The organism is Nocardia uniformis NBRC 13702, from assembly GCF_001613345.1.
Taxonomy (GTDB): Bacteria; Actinomycetota; Actinomycetes; order Mycobacteriales; family Mycobacteriaceae; genus Nocardia; species Nocardia uniformis.
In genome coordinates, this window is record NZ_BDCE01000049.1 from 144561 (window position 1) to 168756 (window position 24196).

29 protein-coding genes and 2 pseudogenes are annotated in these 24196 nt (G+C 65.7%); 10 read left to right on the plus strand and 21 right to left on the minus strand.

What is annotated here, in order from left to right; all coding sequences use genetic code 11:
• Positions 1-13 precede the first annotated feature (13 nt).
• A complete protein-coding gene (locus tag NU1_RS17060; protein ID WP_067522542.1) occupies positions 14-523 on the plus strand; it encodes a L,D-transpeptidase in 510 nt (169 codons plus the stop codon).
• Positions 524-602: 79 nt separating this feature from the next.
• On the opposite strand, the gene NU1_RS17065 is transcribed toward NU1_RS17060, so the two are convergent.
• Positions 603-1286: an alkyl sulfatase C-terminal domain-containing protein gene (locus NU1_RS17065; protein ID WP_067522544.1), complete on the minus strand. Its 684-nt coding sequence runs from the start codon at positions 1284-1286 to the stop codon at positions 603-605.
• A 103-nt stretch (positions 1287-1389) separates the two neighbouring features.
• Here NU1_RS17065 and NU1_RS17070 point away from each other — a divergent pair, with 103 nt between their 5' ends.
• Entirely contained in the window at positions 1390-1968 is a 579-nt protein-coding gene (locus NU1_RS17070; RefSeq protein ID WP_245720161.1) for a TetR/AcrR family transcriptional regulator, read from the plus strand.
• On the opposite strand, the gene NU1_RS17075 is transcribed toward NU1_RS17070, so the two are convergent.
• The 3 genes from NU1_RS17075 to NU1_RS17085 all read right to left on the minus strand — a co-directional run bounded on the left by NU1_RS17075 (position 1969) and on the right by NU1_RS17085 (position 5873).
• Complete coding sequence (locus NU1_RS17075) at positions 1969-2988, minus strand: alpha/beta hydrolase (protein WP_084521508.1); 1020 nt, start codon at positions 2986-2988, stop codon at positions 1969-1971.
• 93 nt (positions 2989-3081) lie between these two features.
• Positions 3082-3843 carry an SDR family NAD(P)-dependent oxidoreductase gene (locus NU1_RS17080; RefSeq protein ID WP_067522547.1) on the minus strand — a complete coding sequence of 254 codons (762 nt, stop codon included), beginning with the start codon at positions 3841-3843 and terminating at the stop codon, positions 3082-3084.
• 524 nt (positions 3844-4367) lie between these two features.
• Positions 4368-5873 (minus strand): flavin-containing monooxygenase, encoded by a 1506-nt coding sequence (locus NU1_RS17085; protein WP_067522548.1) that lies wholly within the window; start codon positions 5871-5873, stop codon positions 4368-4370.
• A gap of 413 nt (positions 5874-6286) precedes the next feature.
• Between NU1_RS17085 and NU1_RS40385 the strand changes: the two are divergent.
• Positions 6287-6499, plus strand: a pseudogene (locus NU1_RS40385) (AIM24 family protein); the annotation flags it as partial.
• 110 nt (positions 6500-6609) lie between these two features.
• On the opposite strand, the pseudogene NU1_RS44270 reads toward NU1_RS40385, so the two are convergent.
• The 3 genes and pseudogenes from NU1_RS44270 to NU1_RS43805 form a co-directional block, all read right to left on the minus strand.
• Positions 6610-6822, minus strand: a pseudogene (locus NU1_RS44270) (helix-turn-helix domain-containing protein); the annotation flags it as partial.
• Between the two features lie 32 nt (positions 6823-6854).
• The gene (locus tag NU1_RS17095) at positions 6855-7196 is read right to left on the minus strand and encodes an HPF/RaiA family ribosome-associated protein (RefSeq protein ID WP_212761510.1); all 342 of its coding nucleotides are present in this window, start codon (positions 7194-7196) and stop codon (positions 6855-6857) included.
• A 71-nt stretch (positions 7197-7267) separates the two neighbouring features.
• The gene (locus NU1_RS43805) at positions 7268-8947 is read right to left on the minus strand and encodes an ankyrin repeat domain-containing protein (RefSeq protein WP_169815083.1); all 1680 of its coding nucleotides are present in this window, start codon (positions 8945-8947) and stop codon (positions 7268-7270) included.
• 113 nt (positions 8948-9060) lie between these two features.
• On the opposite strand from NU1_RS43805, the gene NU1_RS17105 reads away from it, so the two are divergent.
• Positions 9061-9912, plus strand: a complete 852-nt coding sequence (locus NU1_RS17105) for an alpha/beta fold hydrolase (protein ID WP_067522660.1) — start codon at positions 9061-9063, stop codon at positions 9910-9912.
• A 32-nt stretch (positions 9913-9944) separates the two neighbouring features.
• Here the strand turns inward: NU1_RS17105 and NU1_RS17110 are convergent, their stop codons facing one another.
• Positions 9945-10727, minus strand: coding sequence for a helix-turn-helix transcriptional regulator (locus NU1_RS17110; RefSeq protein WP_245720162.1), 783 nt, complete (start codon positions 10725-10727; stop codon positions 9945-9947).
• A gap of 292 nt (positions 10728-11019) precedes the next feature.
• Here NU1_RS17110 and NU1_RS17115 point away from each other — a divergent pair, with 292 nt between their 5' ends.
• Entirely contained in the window at positions 11020-11901 is an 882-nt protein-coding gene (locus NU1_RS17115) for a hypothetical protein (RefSeq protein WP_157552415.1), read from the plus strand.
• Between the two features lie 99 nt (positions 11902-12000).
• Here NU1_RS17115 and NU1_RS40390 read toward each other — a convergent pair whose 3' ends face one another.
• The gene (locus NU1_RS40390) at positions 12001-12144 is read right to left on the minus strand and encodes a CsbD family protein (protein WP_157552417.1); all 144 of its coding nucleotides are present in this window, start codon (positions 12142-12144) and stop codon (positions 12001-12003) included.
• Positions 12145-12241: 97 nt separating this feature from the next.
• Positions 12242-12736 carry a PaaI family thioesterase gene (locus NU1_RS17120; RefSeq protein WP_067522558.1) on the minus strand — a complete coding sequence of 165 codons (495 nt, stop codon included), beginning with the start codon at positions 12734-12736 and terminating at the stop codon, positions 12242-12244.
• Positions 12737-12880: 144 nt separating this feature from the next.
• Here NU1_RS17120 and NU1_RS17125 point away from each other — a divergent pair, with 144 nt between their 5' ends.
• Positions 12881-13723 (plus strand): SDR family oxidoreductase, encoded by an 843-nt coding sequence (locus NU1_RS17125; protein ID WP_067522559.1) that lies wholly within the window; start codon positions 12881-12883, stop codon positions 13721-13723.
• A 97-nt stretch (positions 13724-13820) separates the two neighbouring features.
• Here the strand turns inward: NU1_RS17125 and thpD are convergent, their stop codons facing one another.
• The 6 genes from thpD to NU1_RS17155 form a co-directional block, all read right to left on the minus strand.
• Complete coding sequence (thpD, locus tag NU1_RS17130) at positions 13821-14705, minus strand: ectoine hydroxylase (protein WP_067522561.1); 885 nt, start codon at positions 14703-14705, stop codon at positions 13821-13823.
• A 20-nt stretch (positions 14706-14725) separates the two neighbouring features.
• Positions 14726-15121, minus strand: a complete 396-nt coding sequence (locus tag NU1_RS17135) for an ectoine synthase (protein WP_067522562.1) — start codon at positions 15119-15121, stop codon at positions 14726-14728.
• A gap of 1 nt (position 15122) precedes the next feature.
• Positions 15123-16391: a diaminobutyrate--2-oxoglutarate transaminase gene (gene ectB / locus NU1_RS17140; RefSeq protein WP_067522564.1), complete on the minus strand. Its 1269-nt coding sequence runs from the start codon at positions 16389-16391 to the stop codon at positions 15123-15125.
• Entirely contained in the window at positions 16388-16951 is a 564-nt protein-coding gene (ectA, locus tag NU1_RS17145) for a diaminobutyrate acetyltransferase (RefSeq protein WP_084521511.1), read from the minus strand. Before ectA ends, ectB begins: the two co-directional genes overlap by 4 nt.
• A gap of 71 nt (positions 16952-17022) precedes the next feature.
• Entirely contained in the window at positions 17023-17814 is a 792-nt protein-coding gene (locus tag NU1_RS40395; protein WP_245720163.1) for a sensor histidine kinase, read from the minus strand.
• Positions 17811-18542, minus strand: a complete 732-nt coding sequence (locus tag NU1_RS17155; RefSeq protein ID WP_067522569.1) for a response regulator transcription factor — start codon at positions 18540-18542, stop codon at positions 17811-17813. Before NU1_RS17155 ends, NU1_RS40395 begins: the two co-directional genes overlap by 4 nt.
• 237 nt (positions 18543-18779) lie before the next feature.
• Here NU1_RS17155 and NU1_RS17160 point away from each other — a divergent pair, with 237 nt between their 5' ends.
• Positions 18780-19166, plus strand: a complete 387-nt coding sequence (locus NU1_RS17160; protein ID WP_503826548.1) for a DoxX family protein — start codon at positions 18780-18782, stop codon at positions 19164-19166.
• Positions 19167-19171: 5 nt separating this feature from the next.
• Here the strand turns inward: NU1_RS17160 and arfB are convergent, their stop codons facing one another.
• The gene (gene arfB / locus NU1_RS43285) at positions 19172-19600 is read right to left on the minus strand and encodes an alternative ribosome rescue aminoacyl-tRNA hydrolase ArfB (RefSeq protein WP_067522571.1); all 429 of its coding nucleotides are present in this window, start codon (positions 19598-19600) and stop codon (positions 19172-19174) included.
• Between the two features lie 87 nt (positions 19601-19687).
• Between arfB and NU1_RS43290 the strand changes: the two genes are divergently transcribed.
• Together NU1_RS43290 and NU1_RS17175 are read left to right on the plus strand one after the other, a co-directional pair.
• A complete protein-coding gene (locus NU1_RS43290) occupies positions 19688-20167 on the plus strand; it encodes a transcriptional regulator (protein WP_067522573.1) in 480 nt (159 codons plus the stop codon).
• Positions 20168-20426: 259 nt separating this feature from the next.
• Positions 20427-21242: an RNA polymerase sigma factor SigF gene (locus tag NU1_RS17175; protein ID WP_067522574.1), complete on the plus strand. Its 816-nt coding sequence runs from the start codon at positions 20427-20429 to the stop codon at positions 21240-21242.
• Here NU1_RS17175 and NU1_RS44275 read toward each other — a convergent pair.
• The 4 genes from NU1_RS44275 to NU1_RS17195 form a co-directional block, all read right to left on the minus strand.
• Positions 21134-21727 (minus strand): ATP-binding protein, encoded by a 594-nt coding sequence (locus tag NU1_RS44275; RefSeq protein WP_084521514.1) that lies wholly within the window; start codon positions 21725-21727, stop codon positions 21134-21136. The genes NU1_RS17175 and NU1_RS44275 overlap by 109 nt on opposite strands.
• A 55-nt stretch (positions 21728-21782) precedes the next feature.
• Positions 21783-22058: a SpoIIE family protein phosphatase gene (locus tag NU1_RS17185; RefSeq protein ID WP_067522578.1), complete on the minus strand. Its 276-nt coding sequence runs from the start codon at positions 22056-22058 to the stop codon at positions 21783-21785.
• 18 nt (positions 22059-22076) lie between these two features.
• The gene (locus tag NU1_RS17190) at positions 22077-23078 is read right to left on the minus strand and encodes a DoxX family membrane protein (RefSeq protein ID WP_067522580.1); all 1002 of its coding nucleotides are present in this window, start codon (positions 23076-23078) and stop codon (positions 22077-22079) included.
• A gap of 174 nt (positions 23079-23252) precedes the next feature.
• Positions 23253-23651 carry a DUF1304 family protein gene (locus NU1_RS17195; RefSeq protein WP_067522581.1) on the minus strand — a complete coding sequence of 133 codons (399 nt, stop codon included), beginning with the start codon at positions 23649-23651 and terminating at the stop codon, positions 23253-23255.
• Between the two features lie 178 nt (positions 23652-23829).
• On the opposite strand from NU1_RS17195, the gene NU1_RS17200 reads away from it, so the two are divergent.
• The gene (locus NU1_RS17200; RefSeq protein WP_245720169.1) at positions 23830-24195 is read left to right on the plus strand and encodes a helix-turn-helix transcriptional regulator; all 366 of its coding nucleotides are present in this window, start codon (positions 23830-23832) and stop codon (positions 24193-24195) included.
• Position 24196 lies beyond the last annotated feature (1 nt).

Genomic DNA, 24196 nt, shown 5'->3' on the forward strand with positions numbered 1-24196 from the left:
GGTCGCAGACTTCATGAGCAGTAACCGCAGTATCAGCCGGGTAGCGAGATGCGCCGTGTACTTGGGCATCGTCTCGGCCGGAATCGCCATGGCGGTCCCCGCGCACGCGGAACCGCTATGGCCCGGTGGCCCCGACGTTCCAGGTGTCCCGGCGATCGTTCCGCCGACTCCGGTGGCCGCACCGTGTGGTGCGGCTGCCCGAGCCTGCCTGAAGCTGGGAACCAATGAGGCCTGGCTGATGGATAACGGCAAGGTGGTTTTCGGTCCGACGCCGATCTCACATGGCAAGGCGGGCTTCGAAACTCCGCCGGGCAACTTCGCGGTTTTCATCAAGAAGCCGTTCCACTGGAGCACCATGCACCACGCTCCCATGCATTACGCCATGTTCTTCAATGGTGATATCGCGTTCCATGTGGGCCCGATCGAATCGGAGTCGCACGGCTGCATCCGAATGACCTGGGATGGCGCTCGCGAGTTCTACAACTATATGAACCTGGGTGACACCGTAGAGGTTGTCGCCTAACCGGTCGACGCCGACCGTTGCCCGGGGCGGGCCCGCATTTCGGTGCGGGCCCGCCCTTTTCGTGGCGAACGCGGCTCGTTTACGGCGTGACGATGGCGAAGTTCGGGTCCGGCTTGTCGAGGACCTCTTTGAGTTGTTTCACCTTGCTCGGATCACCGGATACCTGCACCGCGCCCGACTTCACCGCATCGGCGACATCCTTACCGCCGGTGAGCACCGCGATGAGCGTGGGCCGGGTCAGCGTGAAGGTCGCATCCGCAGGGGGCTCCGGCTCGCCCGGGATCTTGTCGAAGTGCACCAGCACGCCATTGTGCAGATCGGCGCGGTGCGTACGGTTTTCGTCGGTGATCACCCAGTCGGTGATCATCTTCATATCCCACGCCTTAGGCCCGTTGATGAGTAGCGCCATGGAGTCGAAGACCTGTTCCACGGTGAGCGCGCCAATCATGCTCTTGATTACGTCGGGCTCCAGCTTGGCAATGAAACCGCGATCGGCATCGGTGAAGTCGGCGGTATCGGAGAACGGCAGCGTGGACCGGACCTGCTCCTGCCGCTCGATGACCTTGCCGCTGGGATCGACCGCATCCGTGGTCGTCCGCTCGGCGTCCGTCGCCTGCGCGTCCTCGGCACAGCCGGTCGCCACGGATCCGATGCCCACCGCCGCCAGGGCGGCCGCACCCGCGCCGATCACACCGCGGCGCGACAGTGTGAAACGCCCACTACCGCGGTCGTTCCCGGCATCGTCTCGGAATTCGTCGACCATCGCTGCTTCTCCTTCTCGGTTTTCCACGGGAGCCGAAGATTGATAGCTAGGCGATTGCTATCACTATATGGCTATTGCAGTGAGACTGCAATATAATCGATCTGTGAGCAACCCCTCCCGGCGTCGGCGCGATCCGGAACAGACCCGAACCGCCATCATCGCGGCCCTGCTCGACGCGGTGCACGATGGCGATTTCGCTCCGACCACCAAGGCATTGGCGCAGCGGGCGGGTGTGTCGGAGCGCAGCATCTTCGTCCATTTCCCCACCCGCGACGACCTGCTCATCGCGGCCACGGATCTGCAATCGGAGCGGGTGGAGGCGCTCATCGTCACCGCGGATACGAGCGCGCCACTCGGCGAGCGAGTGGACGCGGTGGTGCGGCAGAGCGCCGCAATATTCGCCCTGCAACGCAATCCACGCGTACTCGGCCTGCTCGAATCGAGCAGTGTTCCCGCCGTGGATGAGCGAATGCGCCTGACCGACCAACGAATACGCGATGGACTGGGGCACATGTTCACACCCGAACTCACCCGCGACGGTGAACTCGACGAAGAACTCCTCGACCTGGTCGATGCCACGGCGAGCTGGCCGCTGCGCCACCATCTCGTAGAGCGCCGCAGCGCCTCCGAGGACGATTCCTCGAAGGCGCTGCGGCGTGCCCTACTGCTGCTGTTGAGCTGATCAGGCGGGCAACCCCAGCCCCGCGGCCAGCACCGGCCAGGACTGCTTCAACGCGTCCTCCCAGTAGCCCCAGGAATGCGTACCGTTCGGAGTGAAGTCGTAGGTGGCCGGGATACCCAGCCGATCGAGTTCGGTCCGCAGGTTCTGCGTGCAGTAGTCGGTGGCCGCCTCCAGGCCGCCACCGAGCAGCACCTGGTTGGCCAGTCCACCCGGGCCGGGCAGGGTGTACTCCCCGTTCAACGTGTCGTACCGGCCCGGCAGACCGGAACCGCTGGAGATGAACAGGTTCAAGCCACGCAGCTGATCGGCGTGCACGTACGGATCGTTCTCGGCCCACATCGGATCGCCCTGCGGTCCGTACATGTTCTCGGTATCGCCGCCGCCCGCCGCGACCACCGTATTGACGAAGTTGTAGCCGACGGGATCGCTGATCTGCGCGCATCCACTGTAGGCCGCGACCGACCGATACAGCCCCGGCGCGGCGATGGGCAGTTGCAGTACCGAGGTGCCCGCCATGGACAATCCGGCAATCGCGTTGAGTCCATTGGCCTCGAGCGATTCATCGATGAGCGGTGGTAACTCCTCGGTGAGGAAGGTCTTCCACTTGTTCACGCCGAGCTTGGGATCCGGTGCGCGCCAATCGGTGTAGTAGCTGAACTGCCCACCGATCGGCTGCACCACATTGACGTTCTTATCCGCCAGGAAGTTCAGCACATCGGTCTGTTTGGTCCAGGTCGCGCTGTCCTCGCCGCCGCCCGCCCCATTGAGCAGGTACAGCGTGGGCGCGGACTGCGAGGTGTCGACCGGTCGCTGGACATCGACCTCGATGTTCTTATCCATGGCCGCCGAGTACACCTGCAATTTCAGGCTGCGATCGGTAATCGCGGTGGCCGATACGATCCTCGATCCGTCCGCGGACGTTCCCGCCGGGGCGACCGCGGCGACGGCATCGGCTACCGCAGGCCCGGCTACCGCGATCGGCGGCAGCGCGGTCGCTGCCGCCACCATAATGACGGTCATTGCTCTGTTCTTCGGTAGGCGCACGCGGCCCACCGTGCCTCAGCAAACTGAGAGTTATCTAGACGCGTGCTGGCATCGACCTGAGAGTGCAGGTCAGCGAGCCGCCATTCGAATGGCGCCATCCAGGCGAATCACTTCCCCGTTCAGCATGGGGTTGTCCACGATATGCGCCACGAGCGCGGCGAATTCGACCGGATCACCGAGCCGCTGCGGATGCGGTACCTGCTGTCCGAGCGATTCCCGGGCCGTCTCGGGCAGCGCCGCCAGCAGTGGCGTATCGAACATCCCCGGCGCGATGGTAACCACCCGTATCTGCCGCTCACCAAGGTCCCGGGCCAGGGGCAGGGTCATTCCGGCCACCGCGGCCTTGGACGCCGCGTACGCGGCCTGCCCGATCTGCCCGTCGAAGGCGGCCACCGAGGCGGTATTGACAATGACGCCTCGCTCACCGTCCACCGGATCCAGGCGATTCATCCGCTGCGCCCCGAGCCGCAGCACATTGAACGTGCCGATCAGATTGACCTCGACCACGACCTGGAAGGCGTGCAGCGGAATCACAGTGTCCCGATTGAGAATTCGACCCGGCAGCCCGATTCCGGCGCAATTGACCACCGCGCGCAGCGGACCCAGTGCGTCCGCCGCATCGAGGGCGGCGGCGACATCGTCCTCCTCGGTGACATCGCCCGCCACGAATACCGCCGCAGCACCGAGCTCCCGAGCGACCCGCTCCCCGTCACCCTCGGGAAGATCGAACAGCACCACCCGGCCGCCGTCGGCCACCACCCGCCGCGCGGTAGCCAGACCGAGCCCCGAGGCGGCTCCGGTGACAAGGGCGACGTGGTCGCGAATCTGCATGTGCGCGGTTCCTTCCGAACGGTCTCCTACCGGCACCATGAGTATCAGAATAATTCCTTGTTCTCAACAAGGGCTCTTTTTGACATTGGCATCGGAGCAGGTAGCGACCGGAAATAGGGATCGGTTCAACGTCGCCGCCGATTGCGGCCGATCTCGACATCGCGCCGGGCGGCCTGCGACCGTGATCCGAGCGGTCGTTCGAGGTCCGGAGGCCGGCATGGCCGAGTCCAGTACGGGGCCCGCACCGAGTGCGTGGCGGTTCGTCTTCGGATTCGGTGCGGTCAGCCTGTGCCGATGTGGTGTACGAGGGGGCGCGGTCGGCGACCGGGCCGCTAGGGCCTCATTGGGTGTGACGGCGCCGATCCGGTCGCGCCGGACCGGCGAGCCACCGCCTACGGCATATGCCGCATCGATCGGAGTGGCCGCGGCCGTCGGCGGCACGATTACCGGTGTGCTGTACGAGCTCTCGATTCCAGCACTGATCGGTGTCGTGGTCGTCGCGCAGGCCGCGGCCCTACTGTTGCTCAGGCAGAGCGGGATTCGACCTTCTCGGCCGATGTCCGGCGCACCGCACCGTGGGTGAAACGCAGAATGCCGTCCTCGAGGGCGCCCTTGCGCAGCATGGCCCGGTCGCGGAAATAGTTGTTGATGACCAGCCATGGGCCGCGGGTGCCCTGACGTGGCATGACACCGTCGCCGCGCTGGATGTAGCCGGAGGTCAGCGCACCGCCCATGAGCGAGGACTCGGAACGGTCGCCCTCCTCGGGTACCGCCACCACCTTGGTGTAGCCGTTATCGCGCATGTGGTTGAGCAGACGGCAGAAGTACTCGGCGGCCAGGTCGGCCTTGAGCGTCCAGGAGGCATTGGTGTAGCCGAGCACGATCATGGCATTGGGGATATTGCTGAGCAGAGAACCCTTGTACGCAACCAGTTCTCGTGTCGCGACGGATTCGCCGTCCACCTCCAGAGCCGCACCGCCGAGCATCTGCACGGTGAGTCCGGTCGCGCTGATCACGATATCGGCCGGGATCTCATCGCCGGATTCCAGTCGGATACCGGTCGCGGTGAAGGAGGCGATCTTATCGGTGACGATCGAGGCGCGGCCGCTCTTCAGCACTCGGAACAGATCGCCATTGGGCACCACGCACAACCGCTGATCCCACGGGTTGTAGGACGGCGTGAAGTGCTTCATATCGATGCCCGAACCGACCTGTGCGCGCACGGCGGCGAGCATGAGTTTGCGCGAAAGCTTCGGATTGGTGCGCGACAGTTGGTAACTGGCCCGCTGTAGGGCGATATTGCGCGCCCGTCCGGCCTTATAGGCAATGGCCGCCGGGACTTTCGCGAACTTCAGGCCCACCGCGACCGGATCGTCGGCCGGAAGCGCGGCGATATAGGTGGGCGAGCGCTGCAACATGGTGACATGCGCGGCATCACCGCTCATGGCCGGAATCAAGGTGATGGCGGTGGCGCCGGAGCCGATCACCACGACCCGCTTGCCGGTGTAGTCGAGATCGGCGGGCCAGTGCTGCGGGTGCACGATGCGCCCACCGAACCGCTCCTCACCCGGGAAGTGCGGCCGGTAGCCCTTGTCGTAGTCGTAGTAGCCGGTGCAGCCGATGAGGAAATTGCTGGTGTAGGTCTCGGTCTCACCGGTGCGCTCATCGGTGGCCTCGACGGTCCAGAGTTCGGTGGCGCTGTCCCAGCCGGCCTTGACCACCTGACGACCGAAGCGAATGCGGTCGGTGACTCCGTATTCGGCGGCGGTGTCCTCGATGTACTGGCGGATATGCGGACCGTCGGCCAGCACCTTGGTGCCCATCCACGGCTTGAAGCCGTAGCCGAAGGTGTACATATCCGAATCGGACCGAATCCCCGGGTAGCGGAACAGATCCCAGGTGCCGCCGATGGCGGTGCGGCGCTCCAGAATGAGGTAGCTGCGACCGGTGCCTTCCCGGCTGAGATGGCAGGCCATGCCGATTCCGGACAGGCCCGCGCCGATGATCAGTACGTCGACATGCCGCGTCATTGAGGTACTCGCTTCGTCTGGTCTCGCTCCGGACACCGTCGTCGGAGCACACCTGCATGTTAGGTGTTATTTGTGGTTACGTCTACTCCGGTGATGTCGAAAGCGCCCCGGGGCCGGCCGGAGCGATGGAGCCTGCTGGCGTGTCGAGCGGACCCGGGACAGACTGGAGGTCGTGAATCCGATGCCATTACGGCGGGCCAACGCGCCGCGAGGGGCCGGCGATGACCGCGCTCGCCCGCGGCGAGAACCGCCCCGCACCCGGTGATCGCATGATCGTCACCGTCGCCTGTTCCGCGCCGGTCGATGTCTCGGCGCTGCTACGACATGGTGGACGTGCACACCGGCATGCTGCCCGGCGCGGTGGACAAGGTGGTCATTACCGCCAGTCTCGATGCGCGCGGTCCGGCGAAGTTAGCCTGCAGACCGGTATCAAGCGCAGTGATTCCTTCGGCCTGGGCCGTCTCGTGGGACGCAGCACCGGTGAAGGTATGACGCTGGCCTTCTCCGGACGCGGCTTCGTCATCGTCCAACCGTCGGAGCTGCCGCCGGGTGGGCTCTTCGGCGGCACCGGCGGTGGCCAGCAGGCGGGGCAGAGCGGCGGGGCGTTGGGCGGACTGTTCAGATAGCGACCAATCGGCTTGGTGTGCGGCAGAATTCGGCGACAACTACCGTGGCCCACAGTTGCTCCCGTTCGGAGTGGGTGCGCGCCCGTGGGATTCGGGAATGGGATCTCGCCGCTGCGGGAGACCGCTGTGGCCGCCGGGGTCATGGCGGCCAGAACCGCTGGGGCGCCCGGGAGCCGCCGGTAGGCCGCCATCGCCAAAGCGCCGGTACGGGATTCGCTGTGGGTGCGCAGCGACCTGCCCGCGTCGGTGAGGGCGTCAGCGGTCAGCAGGCCACGGGTGGTGCGGCTGGAATGGGCATTCGGCGGGGCGCCGACCACAACCATTCGGCCGCACTCGGATGAAGCCGAATAGGCGCCTAATCTCCCGGCAGGTGCCGGATACTCTCGCCGCCCTTCACATGCTGCTGCTTCTCGAACCGACTGCTCAGCAGGGCCGTCATTTCCCGCGCCGCGCCCTCGTACGCTTGCTCGAGCGTAGCTCCCTTATGCGTCACTACCACCGGCTGCTGCCCCGCCGGACGCGCCTCGAGGGTGCATTTCTTATCGTCGGACCCGGGCTTATCGCCGTTCTCGTCATTGAGGTAGACCTCGACGCGGGTGAGTCGATCACTGAACCGGTCCAGCGAATCGGCGATCCGAGCCTCTACCTGTTCCATCAGCTCGCGGTCGCTCTCCACGGCCTTGCCGGTGTTGACCATAATCTCCACGGATCTCTCCTCTTCGAATTGCTCCGGGACGAGCAACCTCCACAGTAGCCGCACCGTTGCGGTTACTCCGGAAAAGGAGGTGCGACCCACCGTACGCCGCGGGTGGTGGCGGCGAGCAGGCCGCCGCGCGGCGGACGAGTCAGGGCGGTGACCGCGCCCTCGGTGACGTCCATGCCAACGCGCTCACCGGTTTCCGCGTCGAACCACATCACGCCGCGATCGAGGCCGACCGCCAGTGCGGTGCCATCGTCAGTGAAACATAGTGGTGCCCAGTAGCTTTCATCGTGGAATACGTCGATGCCGTCATCGATGTGCCGGTGCCACCAGGGTTCTCCGCTCTTGGCTTCCCGGACCACCACGAGCCCCCGGTAGCCATCGGCGCCGGATACGCCCGCGTCCGGGCGAACCCAGGTGGCGACCAGCTGCCCGTCCGGTGAGAAGGTGAGTGCGCCGACGAGATCGGAGCGCCGGGTGCTCGGCAGATTCTCCGCTTCGTAGCGCAGGCTGGGTGCGGGTAGTACATCGAACATGGTCTGCCACCAGTGCCCCTGCGTGGAGTTGGCGACCGCGAGCAGGGTGCCGTCCGGTGAGAATCGGGGGACCACACTCCAATCCCCCAGTTCACATTCGATCAGATCGGCGGCGTCGCCGACTACGGCGCGGGCCCACATATCGACGATGGTCAGGCCCTCGCTTCTGCTGATCGCCAAGAGGCGGCCGTCGGGTGACCACACCGCTTCCTGAATTCCCCTGCCGGGCAGCAGTTTCGCGGGTAGTTCGGCACCGCGCGCGAGGTCGCGCCACTCCCGCAGGTGGACCGAATCCCCACCGACGAGGGCGACCACGCCGCCGGTGGACGATCCGTTCAGCCCGCGCCGCGCCACTCTGCCCGGAACGCGAATAACGCGGACCGGCTCGACCGTCGGCGTCAATCGCCATTCGACCAGTACCGCACCGGAATACATCGTGGTCAGTGCCACCGGCCGCCGCGGATCGACGGCAATACCTTCGTGCGCACCCGTGGCGACATCGTCGAGCGTGAGATCCACCGACCGTCCGGAGTCGTGCATTGCCGCGATCATCCTCGCGCGCAACGCTTCCGGGCCACGATCGCCGAGTACATCGATGGGCGTATCACCGAACCGATCCCGCCGCCCCGGATCTGCTCCCCGATCGAGCAGCAGATTCGCGGTATCCACCCAGCTGTCCTCGGTACGCGCACGCGCGCACGCACCGTGCAGCGGGGTCCACGCGCGCTCGCTCTCCACCGGCGCGCCCGCCTCCACCAACATCCGCACGATCTCGGGGTCGGCGGCGGTATCCAGGGGTACGAGCCCACCCTCACCCGCCGCGAACGGGTCCGCCCCGGTCGCCAACAGCACGCGCACCACCTCGCGCCGCCCCTTGTCGACCGCGATATGCAGCGGCGTCGCGTCGAAGTGGTACCGCACCTCCATCCCTCGCGGACCGGCAGCCGCCACCAATAGTTCCGCGACCGCACCGCTGGCGGCCCAGTGCAATGCGTTGTCGCCGGTGGTCCGACGGGCCAGGGGATCCGCGCCACGCTCCAATAGCAGCCGTACCGCGTCGGCGGAATCCGCGAACCACACCGCCGCGATGAGCGGCGTGATATTCATCCACCCCTTGGTGTTCACCGCCGCCGGTTCCACCTCGAGCAGCCGCCGCAACCGGGGGACGTCCCCGGCCGTGGCAGCCTCGATAATCGGCGGTGCAGAATCCATGCCCGCCATAATCGCAGTGCACCCCGAGCCGCCGCGACTGTGCGCGCAAACTTTTCCGAGGGTCGGACCGGAGCACGCAGCCACACAACTAGAACATGTTCTACTCTGGGGGTGTGGATGTGACATACGAGGGCTCGAAGCGGGAGGTCGCAACCGACAAGGGGGTGTTGCGGTACCACGAGGCCGGTGACGGCCCGCCGCTGCTGTTGCTGCACGGATCCGGGATCGGGGTCAACGGCTGGCGGAACTACCGAGGAAATCTAGGGGTGTTCGCCGATCAATTCCACTGCTACGCACTGGAATTCCCCGGCTTCGGAGTGAGCCATCCAGTGGGCGGGCACCCGGTGCTCAGCGCGGTCGACTCGGTCATTCGATTCATGGACGCGCTGGGCATCGAATCAGCTGCCGTACTGGGCAATTCCATGGGCGGGGTGGTGGGCGCCAATGTGGCCATCGAACATCCCGAGCGGGTGGACAAGCTGGTGTCGATCGGCGGGGTCGGGGCCAGCACCCTGAACCCGAATCCCAGTGAGGGCACCCGAATTCTGCAGGACTTCGCCGATAACCCCAGCCGCGACAAACTTGTTCGGTGGCTCGACTGCATGCTGTACGACAGGGCGCTACTCACCGACGAATTGGTCGAGGAGCGCTGGCAGGCCGCGATGGGGGCGGATGCGCAGCGCGCCATCGAGGCGATGTACGGGTCCAAGGCCTTTGCCCTGCAACAGCAGTACCTCGCCAACTCGGATACGCCGCCGTACTGGTCGATGCTGCACAAGGTCGAGTGCCCGACGCTGCTGGCGTGGGGGGCCGATGATCGGCAGTGTCCACTGGATATGGCGATGATTCCGCTGCGGCTGATTCCCGAGGCCGAGCTGCATGTCTTCCCCAAGTGCGGCCACTGGGTCATGTATGAGGCCAAGGCGGCGTTCGAGCGGGTGACGATGGAATTCTTGCGGCGGTGACCGGCTGAATTGATGCGGCCGCCGGTTGTGGGCTAGTGGCGGATACCCAGAAAGAACTGGATGTGGCCCGGGTGTCGGCCGTAGTCGACGCGGAACATTTGGACATCCAGGGAGAATTGCTGTTCGGTGGCGATATCGCGGAGCAGCATCCGCGGCTCATCGCGGCCGTAGGTGGTGCCGCCGGCCGCCCACATATCGCGGAACTCGGGATAGTCGCCCAGTTCTTCGAGAAGGTCACCGGCCCAGGTGGTGTCGCCGGATTGGCCGATGAGTCCGCGGAGCCAGTCGACAGTGAGGGAGGATTCCTTCTCCCATTCCACCATCACTCGCTTGGACTGCGCATTGCCGAAGAACCAGCGCAGAATGCTGACGTCCTCGACCAGGCCGGGGAACACCTTGGCATAGGAGTCGTTGCATACCAGCACATTCCAGCGCGTATCGACGAAGGCCGCCGGATTGGGTTCGTGTACGGCGAGGCTGTCGCGCATATCGTCGGCAATGCCGTCGCGTAGCTCCGCGACGCTGGGAAACGAGTCGTCGTGCAGCCCGGCCAAATCGAAAAGGTGTCTACGTTCGGCGTCCGATAGCGGGCTGACCCGGTCCAGAAAGGTAGTGAGCGCCTCGATCACCTGTTTGGTCGGATGCTCACGCGCTCCGCTCTCCAGATGGGTGATATAGCTGGCGCTGACTCCGGCCGCGAATCCGAGGCGTTCCCGAGATACCCGGCGATCATCGCGAAGCTTTCTCAGCAGTCCCCCGAGTGTAGGAGGGCGCAAAAGCTCGCCCGCACCGTCGTCGGATGGTATGCGCAGCAATGGGATCCACTCCCCCTGTACCTGGACTCTTCGCGCCGAAGGCACACATTCCGAACGGGACTTACCGCCAGAATGGTAAATCAACGCCGCAGAGCCTGTCACTAATTCAGCAAGTTGTCAGTTACATCACAAATCATGACAGAGGTACATCAACGTTGCCGCACTCGGCACGGGGTGAGTCGAGTACACACATTCCCGCTGCCCGTGGCATCGGCGGTCACCGAGGAACGCCCACCAGAGCCTGTCGGCGGCCGGCACAATATCTCCACATTCGGTCGCTACGTTGGAGATCGTGAATCGAACAGAGGTCGCGCACCGGCTGCACGCGATGATCCGGGTGGCCCTGTCGCTGGCCATTATCGCTTTCGGAATGGTGAAAGTGATTCCAACCCAGTTCATTACCTTCACATTGCCCGGCGAGATGCTGGTGCCGCTGGGCGAGTCCTCGCCCTCGGGCATGCTGTGGAAATTCATGGCGACCTCCACGCCGTACACGGTGATCACGGGTGTGGTGGAGGTGCTCGGCGGGCTATTGCTGATCTTCCGGCGCACGGTGCTGCTCGGCGCGCTGGTCTGCCTGGTGGCACTGGTTCAGGTGAGCATTCTCAATCTCGCCTATGGCGTTCCGGTGCTGGTCACGCCACTGCTCATGCTGGCAATGGCGCTGGCTGTGTCCATGCCGTGGTGGCCGCGGCTGATCGATGTGTTGTTCCGGAACCGAGATTCGGCGGCACTCCCGGAGCCGAGCAGCCACGGTCGGCGAATCCGCATGGTGGGCACCGCCGTTCACGCCACGGCTGCCGTACTCGTCATAGCGTTCATGGGGGGCAATGGCATCCGGACGTATTACGACTACACCGAGCGCCTCTCCGCACTCGACGGTGTATGGGCGGTGGACGAGTTCCACGGCACCGGCCCCCGCTGGGTGCGGCTGGCCATCGAAGACCGCCCGGCCGCCAAGAGACTGGTGCTGGCCCGGGACACCGCGGAATCGGCCACCCTCGAGCTGACCGTGGATACAACGGAACAGGTTCTGCGCGCGGGCAACTGGACGCTGCGGTACGCACACCCGTCCGACACCGTCCTGCGCATTACCGGTGAATTCGATGGAGCTCCGGTCGACGCGACCCTGCATCGCATCCCGCTCCGCACCGAATCACGAGAGTTCCGCTGATACTCGCCGCAATCCAGAAGCCGCGCTTCCTGGTGGCGGAGCCCGGCGACGAGAGCATCCGGGCCGACTCGGCGCCCGCGTCCCCGGTGTCCCCGCGGGTCAGCGTCGGAAGGCGGCGCGCAACCGCTGCGCGGCGCGCCCCAGATCCGAGCGAGATTGGTCGCGGCGGCCCTGGGCCGCCAGTGGCCGGTCGCCGGTGGCCCGGCCCAGGACCTTATTGATCGAGCCGCGGACGCCGCGCATCCGGTGTGAGATCCTCTTGTCGTTTCGCATATCCGGGGCATGCCCGTTCCGGGGATCTGCAAACGAATTCGCCCACGTCACCGGGGAGTTCGATCAGTCAGATACCCAGCGCCGGAATGCCACCGGGCCGGGCCCCGTACGCATGGAAGTGATCGGCGGCCACGACGATGAACAGCGCCTCGGCGGTGGCCGCCAGTTGACCGTCCAGTTCGACGCGGGCCGTGATGTGGAGTTTGCGACCCTCCCGCCGGTCCAGGCGAGCACGCAGCAGCAGTGGCCGACCGAGCGGAATGGGTTGCGAAAAGGTGATATTCAACTGCGCGGTAACCGCCGGCAAGCCGTGTGGGATGAGCACCGCACCGGCCGCCTCGTCCAGGGCCGCCGACACGGCACCGCCGTGCGCGAGCCCGGGCGCACCCTCGTGCCGCCGGTCGAGAACCAGTTCACCGACGACCTCGTCGCCGTCACCGAGGAATTCGACCCCGAGGCCCGACCGATTGCCCGGTCCACATCCGAAGCAGTTGCCATGATGCGGCGGAAGGGAATTGCGAGCCTCATCCGACGTTCCGCGCTGGGTCAGCGTCTCGGTCATACCCCTCCTCCGCACGAGTCGATCGGCCTCGCATCACCACACTCCCATTCGGGAATCATTTGACTCCGAAATAATACCCGACCCGCTGACGAGCATGGTGGCGTCATACCCCGAAAGCGGTTGCCAACGATTAGCCTCTCACCTATGACCCCTGTCGTAGCGGTATCCGGAGCCAGTGGACACATCGGCGGGCGAGTAGCTCGGCTCTTATCCGAGGCGGGATTGTCCACACGTTTGCTGGGCCGAAATCCCGATCGGATAGCGGCGGTCCCGGGCGGAACCCCCGTCCGCGCCGACTTCCATGACGCCGAATCCGTCGGCACGGCGCTGGCCGGCGCGCACACCTTCTTCTTCGTCTCCGCGACCGAATCCGAGCACCGCGCCACCGAACAGGTCGCCGTGGTGCAGGCCGCGCGGCAGGCCGGAGTCGAACGCATCGTCTATCTGTCGTTCGTGGGAGCCGCGCCGGATGCCGTCTTCACCTTCGGCCGCGACCACTGGTACACCGAACAGGCCATTCGCGCCGCGGGGGTGGAGTACACCATCCTGCGCGATAACCAGTACCAGGACCTGATTCCGCAGTACGCGGGTGAGGACGGCGTGATTCGCGGACCGGCCGGAGACGGCGCGGTAGCCGCGGTCACCCGCGACGATGTCGCCGCCGCGGCGGCGGCGGTGCTGACTACCGCCGGCCACGCGGGCGAAATCCACGAACTCACCGGCCCGCGCGCCTTCACCCTCGCCGAGGCGGCCCACATGATGACGACCGAGTTCGGACGCCACTACACCTACGTCCGCGAAACCATGGACGAGGCCTACGCCTCGCGCGCGAAATACGCGGCCGCACCGTGGGAAGTCGATGGCTGGGTCACCTCGTACGCCGCCATTGCCCACGGCGACCTCGAGACCGTCACCGATTCGGTCGAACGGCTCACCGGCCGCCCGCCCCTCGACTTCCGCGACTTCCTCGCCACCGTGCGGCGCTGATCCCGTGCACCCCACAGCGGGGGTGGCACGGGATCAGCGGGCAGGGCGGGGGCGATGCGGAGCACGGCGCGACGTCATTGTTCGCGCCGTGCCGCACCTATCGCACCGGCGTGAAATCGCGGTTGGCGATATAGGTCGGGCGGGGCTCATCCGCGGCGTAAGGCGCGCCGAGGGTGTTCTCCACGCTGTTGAACACCAGGAAGATATTCGAGCGCGGGAACGGAGTGATGTTGTTCGACGAACCGTGCATGAGGTTGGAGTCGAACAGCAGGGCCGATCCGGCGGCGCCGGTGAACTGCGAGATGCCGTGCGCCTGCCCGAGTTTCTCGATGTCGTCCTGACCCGGTACGCCGACCTCCTGCTCCCGCAGGGAGTCCCGGTAGTGATCCGGTGGAGTTTCGCCATGGCAGGGGACGAAGACTCGGTGCGAGCCGGGCATCACCATGAGGCTGCCGTTGTACGGGTGATTATCGGTCAGCGCGATCGACAGACTGACCGCCCGCGGCGCGGGCATTCCGTCCTCGGCGTGCCAGGTCTCGAAATCCGAATGCCAGTAGAAACCCGCGCCGGTGAAGCCGGGCATGTAGTTCACCCGACTCTGGTGCAGGTACACCTCCGAACCCAGGATCTGCTCGGCCAGTCCCGCGATCCGGGTCTGGCGCACCAGATCGCCGACCGCCGCGCTGAGCTTGTGCACCTCGAAGATGGAGCGCACCCGACGCGCCTTCTTCTCGATAATCAGCCGTTCGTCGAGCCACAGATCCGGATCCTCGGCCAAACGCCTTGTCTCCGTGCTGAATTCAGCAACCTTATCCGGGGACAGCAGAGCGTCGATCACGGAGTACCCGTATCGGTCGAAAGTCGCCAGTTCCGGTGACTCCACCCGACCCCACACCACCGGGTCGACGCGCTCGAACTGCGCTCGCGGTGTGCTGGTACGGGTCTGATAACGGTCGAGTACTCCGTAGTCGGACAACGTCATTCGTAACTACTCCGATTCTCCTACAGGGCGGCGACGGCGACCAGGGGATAGACGCCGTTCTCGTCGTGGACCTCCTGCCCTGTTACGGGCGGATTGAAGACGCACATCATGCGCATCTGGACGCGCACCTCGAGGCGGTGGCGTTCGTGACCGTCGAGCAGGTACATCGAGCCCGGACCCAGCTCATAGGTGACGTCATTGTCGAGGTCGGTCAGCGTCCCCTCGCCTTCCACCAGCCACACCGCCTCGATGTGGTTCTGATAGTGGAATTCGTGGACGGTGCCCGCCTCGATGGTGGTCTCGTGGAAGGAGAACCCCACCCCGTCGCCGCCGAGGACGATGCGCTTGCTGCGCCAGCCCTCGCCCGCGACGTCACGGTCGGTGCCGGTGATATCGGCCGTGGTACGCACGATCATGTCAGTTCACCTTCTCCGCGCAGACCGCATCGACGGCCGAAGCCAGGATCTCCAGACCGTGGTCGAGTTCGGCACCGGTAATGGTCAGTGGCGGAAGCAGTTTCACCACTTCGTCCTCCGCGCCGGAGGTCTCCACCAGCAGGCCGTGCTCGAAGGCGACCTGGGTCACCTTGCCCGCCTGCGAGGCGTCGTCGAATACCAGGCCCTGCACCATGCCGCGGCCGCGTGTGGACAAGCCGTCATAGGCGGCGGCCAACCCGCTGAGGGCGCGCCGGGCGCGCTCCCCCTTCACCTGGGTGGCGGTCTGCAGGGTGTCATCGGACCAGAAGTGCTCCAGCGCCGCCGTCGCGGTGATGAAGGCAGGGTTGTTGCCGCGGAAGGTGCCGTTGTGCTCACCCGGAGCCCACACATCGAGTTCGCGCTTCATCAGCACCAGCGCCATCGGCAGGCCGTAGCCGCTGATGGATTTCGACAGTGTGACGATATCGGGGGTGATCCCGGCGGCCTCGAAGGAGAAGAACGGCCCGGTGCGCCCGCAGCCCATCTGCACATCGTCGACGATCAGCAGTATGCCGCGGTCGGCGCACAGTTCCGCCAGGCGCCGCAGCCATTCCGGGCGCGCGATATTGACGCCGCCCTCGCCCTGCACGGTTTCCACAATGACGGCCGCCGGGTTGTCCTGGCCCGAGGAGGAGTCGTCGAGGACCCGCTCCATCCAGTCCAGTCCGTCGGAGTCGCCCAGGTAGCCGTCGTAGGGCATGGACGTCGTATGCACCAGCGGCACACCGGCACCCGCGCGCTTGGCGGCATTACCGGTCACCGACAGCGCACCCAGCGACATACCGTGGAATGCGTTGGTGAAGTTGATGATCTCGGTGCGTCCGGTCACCTTGCGGGCGAGCTTCAGCGCCGCTTCCACGGCATTCGCGCCCGTGGGTCCGGGGAACTGCACCTTGTAGTCCAGGTCGCGGGGGGTCAGGATGGTGCGCTGGAAGGTCTCGAGCAGGCCCCGCTTGGCCACCGTCGACATATCCAGGCCGTGGGTGATCCCGTCGCGCGAGATGTAGTCGATCAGCGCCTGCTTGAGCACCGGATTGTTGTGGCCGTAGTTCAGTGATCCCGCACCGGCGAAGAAGTCGAGGTAGTCGCGCCCGCCCTCATCATGCAGCCACGAGCCGCTGGCCGTGTCGAAGACCGTGGGCCAGGAACGGCAATAGCCGCGCACATTCGATTCGACTGCATCGAAGATCGACGTCTCGGTGGTAGTCATCGGTTTTCCTCCAGTGTGGTCGGCTGCGTGATTCGGTACAGGCGCTCGGCCTCGTGGTGGTCGGGAAAGTCTGCGCGTTCGAATAGCGAGTAGTCGGCCATAGTTGCGCCGCGACGGCGCGCCAGCGAACCGAACATGGCGATAGACGCCGGATTGTCCGGTGAGATAGTGGTTTCCAGTGTCGAAACACCCTGTCCGGCACAGTTGTTCAGCAGGTGGTCGAGCATTGCGACACCCAGGCCGCGACCACGATAGGCATGGTCGACGGCTACCTGCCACACGAACAACACATCCGGCGCGTGTGGCCGCTGGTAACCAATGACGAATCCGGCAACCACTCCGTCGATATCGACGACCATCGAGGTGGCGGCGAAATCTCGGCACCACATCAGGTAGGCGTAGCTCGAATTGGTGTCGAGCACCTGAGAGTCGCGGGCGATTCGCCAGATCTGGGCACCGTCGTCGACACATGGTGATCGGAGTGCGAAGCGGGAGCCGTCAGGCGGTTCCACAGGAGCGTTCGAAACGGTTTCGGGGAATTGACTGAATGTTGTCTGCATGACTGTTCAAGCTTCCCGAACCAATCTTGAGATAGTCCGGTCGGAATCATTACCGTTGTATGACGACCCCGTTACCCACGGATGTCACATACCGGTAGTCTGATACTGAATCGCGCACCGCCGCCGGGCCGTTCACTGCATTCCACCCGTCCACCATGGGCCGCAACGGTTTCCGATACCAACGCCAAGCCGATTCCGGTTCCGCTCGCCGCCCTGCGACCCGTCCTTCCGGTGGCGAAACGATCGAAGATGCGCTCCCGATCCGCTTCCGGCACACCGGGACCGGCGTCATCGACATCGATTACCGCCACCGAACCCACGCGGCGCAACGTGACGGCAACCACACCTCCACCGTGACGTACGGCATTGTCGAGCAGATTCGCAAGGGCGCGTTCCAACTCCAACTTGCGGCCACGGACCGCCGAATCTCGCACCACCGTCAGCAAATCCGCGCGCTGACCACGGCCGGTGATCGTATGAATGAGCAGCGCACCGACCGACAGCGGTTCGGTATCCCCCCGATGTACGCCTGCTTCGAGGCGGGCCAGTTCCAACATGTCATCGAGGGTGCGGCGCAGGTGATCCACCTCATCGGCCACTAATCCCAGGGCACGGCGAGATCGTTCCGGCAGATCCGACTCGTACCGGCGCAATACCCCTACACTGGTAACCAATGTTGTTACCGGCGTACGTAGTTCATGACTTATATCGCCAACCAGGCGGCGTTCCCTCTCGACACGCCGCCGTAATGATTCGACCAGGGGCGCGTAAGCCCGCCGACTCGCCCATACTCCGACCGCCGCGCCCGCCGCTGCGGCGGCCAGGACACCGATGATCAGCGGCAACACGCCCCAGGCGGTCACTGGCGCACGTCGAGCCGGTATCCGAGTCCGCGCACCGTCACAATCAGTTGCGGATCGGACGGATCTCGTTCGATCTTGGTACGCAGGCGCCGAATATGGACGTCGACAATCCGTTCGTCACCGAAGAAGCCCCGATCCCATACCCGCTCCAGCAGCAGCGCGCGACTCAGCACCCGCCCCGCCGATTCGGCGAGTTCACACAGCAGTCGATATTCGGTCAGGGTCAGGTGGATTTGTTCCTCGCCGCGACGAACGATGCCGCTCTCGGTCGACAGCACCAGGGGTTCGGTCGGATGGTCGTCCAGCACCACGGTGCCGAGCTCCGACTCGGGGTCCTCCTCGGCGGCGGCCTGCTCGGCGAAGCGCGCGCGCCGGGCCACGGCCCGCATGCGCGCGGTGATCTCCTTCACCTCGAATGGTTTGGTGACGAAGTCGTCGGCTCCCGCCTCCAGCGCGGCCACCACATCGTGGGTGTCATCGCGCGCGCTCACCACGATGATCGGCACGTCATGGTCGCGGCGGATCTCCCGAATACAGGTGAAGCCGTCCATTCCGCCGAGCATCAGATCCACGATCATGAAGTCCGGTGCACCATTGACCCGCACATGTTCGAGCGCGACCTCGGCCTCCTCCGCCTCGGCGACGTCATAGCCCTCGTCCTCCATTGCCAGCCGCAATGCCAGGCGGACCCGGTCGTCATCCTCCACGATCATCAAGTTCGCACTCATATAGCCCAATCCAAAGTCGACACCCGGACGCGGGAACCGCGTCCGCCAGCACGCCTCTACCTCTACTTCCTTCGAACAGTCACGCCTCTACCTAGATGGAACAAGTCACGACAAAATGGAGTACCCACCTCCGCCGTGACCTAAACGTTACGTTTTCACGCCGAGGTGAGCGCCGACTGGGTCGACACTCCGACGCTGGCCGGGCCCCGGATGTGGCATCGTGTGCGGGTGTCTGATATATCTCCGCGCGCGACCACGGCCACCAGTCTGCGACTGAGTGCGCTACTCGCCGTCACCGGAATACTGCATTTCGTCGTACCGAAGCTGTTCGACGCCATCGTGCCGCCCGCCCTGCCGGGTAACGCGCGCTCCTATACCTATGCGTCCGGTATCGCGGAACTCGGTGTCGCGGGCATGCTCGCCATCCCGCGCACCCGACGGGTCGGCGGGATCGCCGCGGCCCTGCTGTTCCTCGCCGTCTTTCCCGCCAACATCCAGATGGCGGCCGACTGGTGGCGCAATCCGAAGATCCCGCTGCCCATGAAGGTCGGTGCACTGCTGCGGTTGCCGGTGCAGATTCCCATGGTGACCGAGGCCGTGAAGGTCGCTCGTACCGCCGCGTAATCACTTCAGTCGTCGGTACCGGCCCGACGATCACGCTTGATGCCGGACCGACGACGCTTATCCGCGAGCCGACGCTCCCTCGCCCCTCGGCTGGGCTTGGTGGGGCGGCGCGGAGGCGGCGGCGGTGCGGCCGCGGCCCGCAGTAGCGCTACGAGCCTCCCCCGCGCGGCCATGCGGTTGGCCAGCTGCGCGCGGTACTCGCTCGCGGCGATGGTGAGCACACCGTCGACGAGCCGGTCGGCCAGCCGCTCCAGCAGGCGCGAGCGCAACCGATCGGGCACGGCCCGCGAATTGGCCACATCGAAAGAGAGCTCCACCCGACTGTCGGCGGTATTGACCCCCTGCCCGCCGGGACCCGACGACCGGGAGAATCGCTCCCGCAGCTCAGCGGCAGGAATCACCAGCGAGCCGCTCACCACCAGGTCGTCGTCCACACCGACAGCATGCCCGGTCGACCGAAGCCCATTCGAGACAGCACTGCGTGAGTCACCGAACCGACATCGCGGTGCTGGAGCGTGCGGATGCCGGGCGCGGACCGTATCGCAGCGACCTGGCACGTCACCACGTCCGGCCTCGACACCAGGATGGTCATGCCGACCACCGTGGATCTCGACGAATACACGTACACCGCGTACATGTACATCGCGCCGCGCGGCGGGTCCGACCGATTCCTGTTCGAGGGTGCTTCCGCGCAGACGCTCGGCGATGCCGTCCGAACCGTCGTCCGGGACGACGCGCTGTCGCCCCCTCGGCCACCGGCGACCGCTGGCGGATTCGCTCGACATGCCGACCGCCGCGCCATCGGTGGACCGGTCGCGAACCTCACCCGGCGCGAAGACGATGTCCTCGTGCTGATCGCATGCGAGTACTCCGGTGCCGAAACCGCCAGGGCGCTAGCGATTTCCGAGCAGGCCGCGACGATCCGTATCGACCGGGGCCTGGACAAACTACGGCTACGGGATCGGACCGGGCGGCCATCTTCGCGGATGAGGCGCGGCTGATTCGTCCCGGCGCACCGAGTGCGCGGCAGATCGGTGAATCTTGCGGCAGCAGCGACGGTTTCGAGAATGCGGCGGACACTCTTCCCCTCGAGGGGGTTGCCACCCCGAGGCCGCGCGGACCGCGGTCCGGACCTCGGTGGCGGCTCGGCACCTGCCCCAGACCTGCGGTTGTACACCGCATTTCGTTTATAACGTTTGGATAACACGAAGTGGGGTACCCCAAGGAAGTCGGATTCTCCACGAGAACGAGGAGCAGCAGATGCCGATCACCGACGCTCGACCGAATAGGTCACAGCGCCCGTCGGACACCTACGACAATATCGAGCCGTGGTTCGAGAAGTTGGCCGCCGTGGAGCCGGATGACCCGCACCGCAAGCAGATTCGTGAGCACATCCTCGAATTGTGCCTACCACTGGCAGAACACATCGCGCGCCGATTCACCGGTCGCGGCGAGGAGTTCGACGACTTGAACCAGATCGCCACCCTGGGTCTGGTGCTCGCCGTGGACCGCTTCGACGTCACCCGGGGCAGCAGCTTCCTCTCATATGCGGTCCCGACCATTATGGGCGAGGTGCGCCGACACTTCCGCGACCACACCTGGTCGGTGCGAGTTCCGCGCCGCACCAAGGAAATTCAGCGCAGCATCGGCCCCGCTGTGGAAAGGCTCTCGCACCGACTCGAACGTATGCCCACCGCTCGTGAGATCGCCGCCGAACTCGACGTCGAAATCACCGAGGTCACCCAGGCACTCATCGCGGGCAATGCCTACAAGGCGCAATCTCTCGACGCTGTCATCCAGCACGAGGACGACAGCGGTACCAATGCCGCTCTGGACTCGCTCGGCACCGAGGAGCACTGCTACGAGCTGACAGAGGACGCCATGGCGGTGCGTCCCCTCATCGCCGCCCTACCCGAACGCGACCGGCGCGTCCTCGATATGCGGTACTACCAGCACATGACGCAAACTCAGATCGCCGAGCAACTGTCCGTGTCCCAGATGCAGGTGTCCCGCATTCTCAGCAGAACCCTCGCCACCCTGCGCAAGCAGGCTCTCGCCGAACCGCGCGCGGCCTGAGCCGCCCGCCCGATCGCGGCCCCGGCCGCCCCGATCACGGCCCCGGCCGACCCGATCACGGCCCTGGCCGACCCGATCACGGCCCTGGCCGAGCGTGACGCAACCGCTCGGCCAGGGCCGTTTCGACTGCTCCGACAACGCCCTACATCGGGTAGTCGAAGCGCAGCGTGACGCGGGTGCCCTGGGTGGTGCGCACGGTTTCGACCTCGTCCGCCAGCCCGCGCATGATGGTGAACCCGCGGCCACGATGCGGGGCGCTCCCCACCACCGCACCCGAAAAGCCAGCGGCCCGAATCACAGACCGTCACGGTAATGCTGTCGCACTGCCGGAAGGCCCCCAGCGATACGGTCGCGGTATCCGCACCGGTGCTTCGTCGCGCACCGCCGCCGTGTTCGATGGCATTGCCGAGGGCCTCACCGGCCGCGAGCAGTATGTCGTAGGCCTGCTCCGGATCTATAGCTCGCTCGGATAGCCAGTGCCGCAACTGATTTCGAAGCTCGGGAACTTGCGTGGCAATGGCGGGCAGGATCGCGACGAAACTACGGGCGGTCGAGTGGAGCCGGTCGCACCGCCAGTACCGCGATATCGTCGGTATAGCCGCCGGGCGGGGTCAGGCGGCGCAGCGATTCGGCACACACCTCGCCGACCGGCAGGTGCGCACACTCCGCGAATGCCGCCCGCAGCCGGTCGAAACCGACGTCGAGACATTCCCCGGGCCGTTCGATCAGCCCGTCGGTGTACAGCAGGATCATGCTGCCGGGCGGTACCTCGGCCCAACCGAATCCACTGCCGTGCAGTAGATTCGGGACGGCCACCGGTGGTCGAGGGCCGCGCTAGCTTCGGGGTGTCCTGGCGTCGATGCCGTCGCGCACCGTCTCCATCAGGTGCACACCGCGTTTACGGGCAGCGGCCGAGAGTTCCGGCGCGCGTTCCCTGACCACCTGTGCCAGTTCGGCTTCCCGCTCGCGGGCGGCCTCGGCCCACTCCGGACCTCGCTCCTTCGCGATCTCGGCCAGCCGCGCGGCCTGAACCTGTGCCGCTTCGGCCGCCTTGGCGCCTCGAATCTGCGCTTGCTCAGCCGCTTTGGCGGCCCGCGCCTGTGCCCGCTCAGCCGCTTTGGCAGCTCGAACCTGTGCCCGCTCGGCGGCCTTCATACCTTTGGTCTGGGCGGCTTCGGCCCACTCCGGACCGCGCTCCTTGGCGATCTCCGCCCACTTCGAACCCTGGGCCTGCGCCGTTTCGGCGACCTCGGATCCCTTCGCGGCGGCGATACCGGCCAGGGAGCGGGCTCGAACAGCGGTGTCGTGCAGGCGTTCTCCGACGGCCTCGGACGTCGATCCATTGCTCGCCGCGCCGATCGGCAGGGCGGCCGATACGCTGGCGGCGGCATTGCGGGCGGCGCGCCGTCCACGCCAGCCGAGGGAGGGCTTGCCCTCGGTATCGGCGCTGGCGATCAGCAGTCCACCTAGCAGGCTCACATCCTTGAGGAAGGCGGCACGTTTGGCGGTTTTGCGCTCCGGATCCTTCTCGGCCCAGAAGTCCTGTTCGGTCACCGCGGCCGGAATCACGGTCGCCGCGAGCACCAGGGCGGCGGCCCGGGGCGCACGCCCCAACGCCAGCAGCACGCCACTCGCTACCTGAGCTCCGGCATTGACCCGCACCAGCAGCGCCGGATCGGCCGCCTTGTTCGTGCCGGGTTCCCCGGGGGTCTGCCCGGCGCGGCGCAGCAGGGTCGACGCCGCCTCCACCCGGTGCTCCGGATGCATCAGCGTGTCGACGCCATCCACCACGAAGGCGGAGGCGAGCAGCGGTCGGGCGAGTCGGCGGAGCAACATTGAACGTCCCCTTTGCGTCGTAAACCGAACAAACAGGCAGGGTGCAAGGACCAGGCTAACGCTCAGTTACCGAACCTTGCCAGGACCACCTACCGTTTCGTCGGATACCTCGCCGAAGGCCCCCCAAACACCCACGTCGAATTGGGCGTGGCGTGTCCCCCGAAACCGATCCGATTACACGACGGCGGCGACAATCGCGATGAGCGGCAACGCACTCGAACCGACGGTGCCCAACACACTCCCGCCCCGCGGCCGCCAATATCCGAGCAGATCCGCGATCCCCATGGCCAGACTGGCGAGCAACATGTAACCGCACGCGGTCAGCACCACCGCCCGCCCCACCGCCTCGTCACCGTTGTGCAGGATGAGTAGCCCGACAATGGCCGCCACACCGCCGAGCAGATTGCGGAATCCGACAACGAACGCCCACATTCGCACATCGTCGAGATTCGTGGTGTCCACGTGTAGCCACCGGCGCACAATCGGGCGGTCATAGAAGAACATCTCCAGCGGAGATACCGCGATGTAGACGATCCCACTGATCAGCGCCGCGACCTGAGCAATGCCGTTCATGGGTAAATTGTGCGCCGGAAATCGACGCGGATGCCGACAATTGGCTGGACGTATCCGAACGGTGATCCGGCGCTGGTCAACCCCGGCGCGAACATGGGAAGATCGCGACGTGGCCGGCACCTCCAATACCGAACAGCATCTGCGCGATCTCGCGCGTTTGCGTCGTGTGCGCGATCGCATGGACCGGGAGTACGCGCAGCCCCTCGATGTCGAGGCGCTCGCGCGCGATGTGCATATGTCGGCGGGTCACCTCAGTCGCCAGTTCAAGCTCGCCTACGGCGAGTCGCCGTATACCTACTTGATGACGCGGCGGATCGAGCGTGCGATGTCACTGCTGCGCCGGGGCGATCTCAGTGTCACCGAGGTCTGTTTCGAGGTCGGCTGTCAGTCGCTGGGCACCTTCAGCACTCGGTTCACCGAACTGGTCGGCATACCGCCAAGCGCCTACCGGGAGCAGGCGGCCCTCGAGACGGTGGATCTGCCGACGCTGGTGGTGAAACGGGTGACCAGACCGATCAGGAATCGAGAAGCGCCGGCCGTCTAGC

Coding starts and splice junctions, on each gene's coding strand:
- NU1_RS17060 (WP_067522542.1), top strand. CDS start 14: ATGAGCAGTAACCGCAGTATCAGCCGGGTAGCGAGATGCGCCGTGTAC.
- NU1_RS17065 (WP_067522544.1), bottom strand. CDS start 1,286: ATGGTCGACGAATTCCGAGACGATGCCGGGAACGACCGCGGTAGTGGG.
- NU1_RS17075 (WP_084521508.1), bottom strand. CDS start 2,988: ATGACCGTCATTATGGTGGCGGCAGCGACCGCGCTGCCGCCGATCGCG.
- NU1_RS17080 (WP_067522547.1), bottom strand. CDS start 3,843: ATGCAGATTCGCGACCACGTCGCCCTTGTCACCGGAGCCGCCTCGGGG.
- NU1_RS17085 (WP_067522548.1), bottom strand. CDS start 5,873: ATGACGCGGCATGTCGACGTACTGATCATCGGCGCGGGCCTGTCCGGA.
- NU1_RS17095 (WP_212761510.1), bottom strand. CDS start 7,196: ATGGTCAACACCGGCAAGGCCGTGGAGAGCGACCGCGAGCTGATGGAA.
- NU1_RS43805 (WP_169815083.1), bottom strand. CDS start 8,947: ATGGATTCTGCACCGCCGATTATCGAGGCTGCCACGGCCGGGGACGTC.
- NU1_RS40390 (WP_157552417.1), bottom strand. CDS start 12,144: ATGCGCGGCGTCCGCGGCTCGATCAATAAGGTCCTGGGCCGGGCCACC.
- NU1_RS17120 (WP_067522558.1), bottom strand. CDS start 12,736: ATGACCGAGACGCTGACCCAGCGCGGAACGTCGGATGAGGCTCGCAAT.
- NU1_RS17125 (WP_067522559.1), top strand. CDS start 12,881: ATGACCCCTGTCGTAGCGGTATCCGGAGCCAGTGGACACATCGGCGGG.
- thpD (WP_067522561.1), bottom strand. CDS start 14,705: ATGACGTTGTCCGACTACGGAGTACTCGACCGTTATCAGACCCGTACC.
- NU1_RS17135 (WP_067522562.1), bottom strand. CDS start 15,121: ATGATCGTGCGTACCACGGCCGATATCACCGGCACCGACCGTGACGTC.
- ectB (WP_067522564.1), bottom strand. CDS start 16,391: ATGACTACCACCGAGACGTCGATCTTCGATGCAGTCGAATCGAATGTG.
- ectA (WP_084521511.1), bottom strand. CDS start 16,951: ATGCAGACAACATTCAGTCAATTCCCCGAAACCGTTTCGAACGCTCCT.
- NU1_RS17155 (WP_067522569.1), bottom strand. CDS start 18,542: ATGAGTGCGAACTTGATGATCGTGGAGGATGACGACCGGGTCCGCCTG.
- NU1_RS43290 (WP_067522573.1), top strand. CDS start 19,688: ATGCCGGGCGCGGACCGTATCGCAGCGACCTGGCACGTCACCACGTCC.
- NU1_RS17175 (WP_067522574.1), top strand. CDS start 20,427: ATGCCGATCACCGACGCTCGACCGAATAGGTCACAGCGCCCGTCGGAC.
- NU1_RS17190 (WP_067522580.1), bottom strand. CDS start 23,078: ATGTTGCTCCGCCGACTCGCCCGACCGCTGCTCGCCTCCGCCTTCGTG.
- NU1_RS17195 (WP_067522581.1), bottom strand. CDS start 23,651: ATGAACGGCATTGCTCAGGTCGCGGCGCTGATCAGTGGGATCGTCTAC.
- NU1_RS17200 (WP_245720169.1), top strand. CDS start 23,830: ATGGACCGGGAGTACGCGCAGCCCCTCGATGTCGAGGCGCTCGCGCGC.